This is a genomic window from Pseudomonas sp. p50(2008) (genome assembly GCF_015351605.1).
Classification (GTDB): Bacteria; Pseudomonadota; Gammaproteobacteria; order Pseudomonadales; family Pseudomonadaceae; genus Aquipseudomonas.
Map to the genome: position 1 here is coordinate 1 of NZ_JACMYF010000026.1, position 4,220 is coordinate 4,220.

Consider the following 4,220-nt stretch of genomic DNA (forward strand, 5'->3'; position numbering starts at 1 on the left):
CGGCTCTTGGTGTTGATCGAGATCATTACCCGGTCGTTGGTCAGGCCCTGCGCACTATGCACCGTCGCCGAATAGGCGTGCTCTAGGTGCAACGGCTTGTTCGCTGGTAGCTTCACTACCCGCTCAGGTTTGCCGTTGTGCTCCTTGATCGATGCCAGCTCGATCAAACCGTTTTGCGTACTGACTACGCGCATCCGGTCGCCGTTGGTGAGGTCAAGAGCCGGATCGTTCCGGGTGATCCGAACGAGGTCGCCCATGGCCAGCTCCGGGCGTTCGTGCTTGTACACGCTGAGTTTCGTTACCTGGCGCGGGTTGAACTGGATGGGATTTCCATCGGCGCCGGTCACAATGAGGATGTTCCCCGGCAGTGCCTGCTTCACCGTGTAGGTTTCGCCCCGCATCAGACCCGCTTTTTTGTAGTCCTTCTCCGGCTGGATCAGCATTCCCGCTTTGTAGGCCGGGGCATAGCGGCGTTCTGCCTGGGTCATGTCTACACGGTTCAGCGTATCGAACTTGGCCCCTGTCCCCTCCAGCCCCAAAGCTCGGCGGGCCAGCGTGTTGATCTCTTTGCGATCCTTGTTCGTGCCCGCGACGATCAACACCTCTTTGCGCTCCTGGTCAGTGAGGCGAACGTAGTCGTTCACAATGGCCTGGTGCCGCTCGGAAGGGTTGCGCAGTTCCTCGATGTGTTTGATGTGCTGCAGCGAAAGTGGGGTATTACCATCGGCTGCGTGCTCGACGGCCCGTTTCAGCTCGGGGTCTTTCTGCCGCTGAATCTCTTTGATTCGAGCGGTCTGCATGCCGTTTTGCTGAAGCTGGGCGAACGGTTTACCCGCCTCGATTGCTTCGGTTTGCTTGGTGTCGCCCAATTGAACCAAGCGAGCGCCCGACTTCTCAACTAGGCGCATCAGTTGTTCCATCTGGCGAGCGCCGACAACACCGGCCTCATCGAGGACGATGATGGTTCGCTCGTCCAGTTTTTTGTCCTTGGTATGGAAGAAGCTGGCCAGCGTGTGCGCGTCAAGTCCCTCATTCTTGAGTGCTGCGACTTGGTTGCCATAGGGAGCCAATGCAAGGATCCGGTAGCCAGGCTGATCTTCTGTCTTGCCCTGGCTCAACGCCTCGTAGACCGAGGAAAGCAAATGCACCGCTCGATCCACGGAGTAGGTTTTGCCGGTACCGGCATCGCCCTGGATTCCGACGAACCTATTCGGGGTGCTGACGATGGTCTCGACCGCTTGCCGCTGGCCAGTGGTGAGGGTCGAGCCTTCGAGTGCTTTGGCTACTTGCTCCTGAGACATGAGCGGCGCGACCTGGCCCCGGCCTGTGCGCTCGATGGCGAGGATCGCCTTTTCTCGCTTCAGCCCTTTCTGCGTGGTGTAGCGCTTTTCCGCCGCGACCAATGAACCCCGGGCGATGGCCTTGGCCACGTACTGCTGCGCTTGTTTGTCTGTCCAGCCTTTCAACTCCTTCAGGTGGGATTGCCAACCTGCAGGAGACAGCACCGGGTCTTCTGCGGATCCCCTGGCCATCTTGTAGGCCGGTGTCGATTCGATCAGCGTTCCCTGCTTCACCAGACGGTCAATCTCTGCAGAAACTTGGTCGGGTGTGGCCAAGCCAACCGCACGGCGAAGCGCGACGGTTTTCATATCCTGCTCGCCGACGACCTGCTCACGTTCGGTCAGGTGATTGATTGCGTACTGCACCACGGCTTGGCCGGGTGTCATGCCGGTGGGTAGATTGGAATCGGCGTGAACTCGCGCACCTGGTTCAGCGCGGCTCTCGCCATACTCGCGGCCATCAAGCCGACTGCGCGCGCCGTAGTCGATCCCCAGCTCGCGGCTTTTCGTGACCCAATACTGTTTCACCAGCTCGGCGTCGCGCTCATCCTTGCGCGGCCTGGTCGCCATGGCGATGATCTGCTTTTCGAGGGTGGTTGCGTCTGCGCGGGTCTTTCCGTCTTTGGCCAACGCATCCTCAATGACCTTGCTACGGCCTGAGAACGCCTCGATCTGTTCGCGGGTGATGTGGTTCAGCTCGAAGTTACCTTCGTTGTCCAGCACACGGATTTCGTAGCCCAGCTCGCGCAGCTCATAGGCCAACAGGCCTTTGTACATGGCGTCAACTTCGTGCTGAACCACAAAAATGTCGTCATTGAACAAGGCGCGCCATTCGCCATCGGCCCGCTGTGTCATGTTCATGACCACGGCGTGGGTGTGCATCTGCGGATCTTTACCACGGCTCATTTCATGGCGAAATTTGCCAATGACCATGTTCCCCGTTCGCTCCCGCATGGTCTTGCCCTGTTCCTTGCGGCGAGCTTGAGCAAGCTTTTCAACGTGCTCCATGGCCTTGGTCACTGCCCGATCATGGGCGAGGACAACTGATTTGTCGCCGGCGACAAGTGCCTGCATCGAGACAGATTTCGGCGCTGAGAATGTCAGATCCAGGCCCATGCGCTTCTTGCCGGACTTCTGGTCGAAGGTGGTTGCTATGCGCTTGCCGTTCGGTAGCTTTCCATCGAGCAGCTTAGCCAGCTCCACGCTGTCGATCGGGCCGGTCAAACCGAGTTTTTCGGCACCTTCGCCTTGCCACTCGCCCGGCGATTCCTTCGCGTAGTAGTCATCTGCGGCAGAAAAATAGTGCGCTGCCGCATACTGGTTGTTTCCCTTGATGGGCGTGACGTTGAACATGCCGACCCCCGTTATGCCTGACCGGCTATGACAATGGACGGTGCCCGTTCTTTGTGATCGACATAGGGCAGTTTGATCTTGGTGATGGGGAAGTCTTCACCGAATTTCAGATATGCCTCAAGGTCGTTGAGGTTGGAAATTTCGGAGGCCATCACCACGTATTCTTTCTTGATCTCCTGCGCTCGCGTTTGGCGTCCTGCAGTAAACGAAACTCGGGCGCGCCTAACCTCCTGCTCGCCGAGGATCGCACTGGCCTTGATCGCTGTTTCGGCGTTAGCGGCGGCGAGGATGACGTAATTTCGGAAGCAAGAGAGCACTGTTTCCGCATCCTCCTTGCCATAACTGGCAATAAGCTGCGACCAATCCTGCAGGCTGCCGACCATGCGCAGGCCGTGCTTACGGCCTTTGGTTGCAGCGGGCACAAAGGACTCAAGTTTGCCAAGCGATTGCAGCTCGTCCAGAAACAGCCAGAGGCGTTTCCCGGTCATGGGTTCGTAACTGAGGATCGTTGCGCAGATGGTGTCGATCCACATGGCCACCAGCGGCTGCATGGTCGAACGCATGTCCTCCCGCCAGGTGATATACAGGTTGCCCGCGTCTGGATCTGTCACCCATTTGTGGATGGAAAAGTTGCCCTTGGTCATGAAGCGCAACGGACGAATGTACTTGTTCATCATGAACTGGATGCTGGCAATCGCCTTTTCGGCGTTGTCGCGGAAGTACCCTTCGGAGTCCGTGTTGGCTAGGAACGCCCGGATGGTGTCGCCGTCTTCCCGTACCAGTAGATTTACCAGCGTGTCCTGGTTCGGGTTGTTGGTTTCCTTGAGCTTGCGCATGGTGTCGGCCAGCACGTCACGCGCATACGCACACCATTGCTCATCGCCTGGATCGACCTGCGGCGGGATGATCGACTTGGCCATGCGGTCAAAGTCGTGGACGCCTTTGATCTCATTGAACAGCGTCCAACCGGCTGAACGAGCGTCGAAGGGGTTGAGAATCACGTCGCCCTTGAAGCTGAATTTCGAGTAGAACGTCCCGTTGGGATCGACCACGGCCAGCTTGTCACCACGCTTCAGCGCCGAGGCCATCATGCTTTCCATGGACACGGATTTACCCGCACCGATGGACGCGCAGATCATGGTGTTACGGTCTTCAAGGTGCAGCGGCATCGGTACTTTGCCGATCATGATCGGGTCGAGCTTCGGCATGCCTTTCTTGCGCCGCTGCCGATTGGTTTGGCCGTTTCGAGTGCGTACCTTGCTGTCTACGAAATGCCAGTTGCGAATGCGCGATCCCCGCAAGTGTTGCTGGAAGCGTTCGCCTCGAAAGCCATCGTCGCAATACTCATTGAGGTAGTAGACCAGCGCACCAGCCGCCGCGACGCTGGCCACCGTGCAACTGGCCATGATGGGGTTCTGCAGTGTCTGGTGGATTGTCTCCCGAAGGGCGTCGGGGAATGGGGTGAATGGCATTTGCGCGAGGTGAGCGCCGCCGAGCCAGCCAGCCAACGGCAACCCTATGCCTGCC

The 4,220-nt window shown here is 58.4% G+C and carries 2 protein-coding genes; both read right to left on the reverse strand.

Translation table 11 applies throughout. The features are described from left to right. A partial coding sequence (gene mobF / locus H7698_RS30920; RefSeq protein ID WP_194693875.1) for a MobF family relaxase occupies positions 1-2,693 on the reverse strand: 2,693 nt, incomplete at its 3' end. An 11-nt stretch (positions 2,694-2,704) separates the two neighbouring features. Next, on the reverse strand, positions 2,705-4,220 hold a 1,516-nt coding region (locus H7698_RS30925), incomplete at its 5' end, for a type IV secretion system DNA-binding domain-containing protein (RefSeq protein ID WP_194693876.1).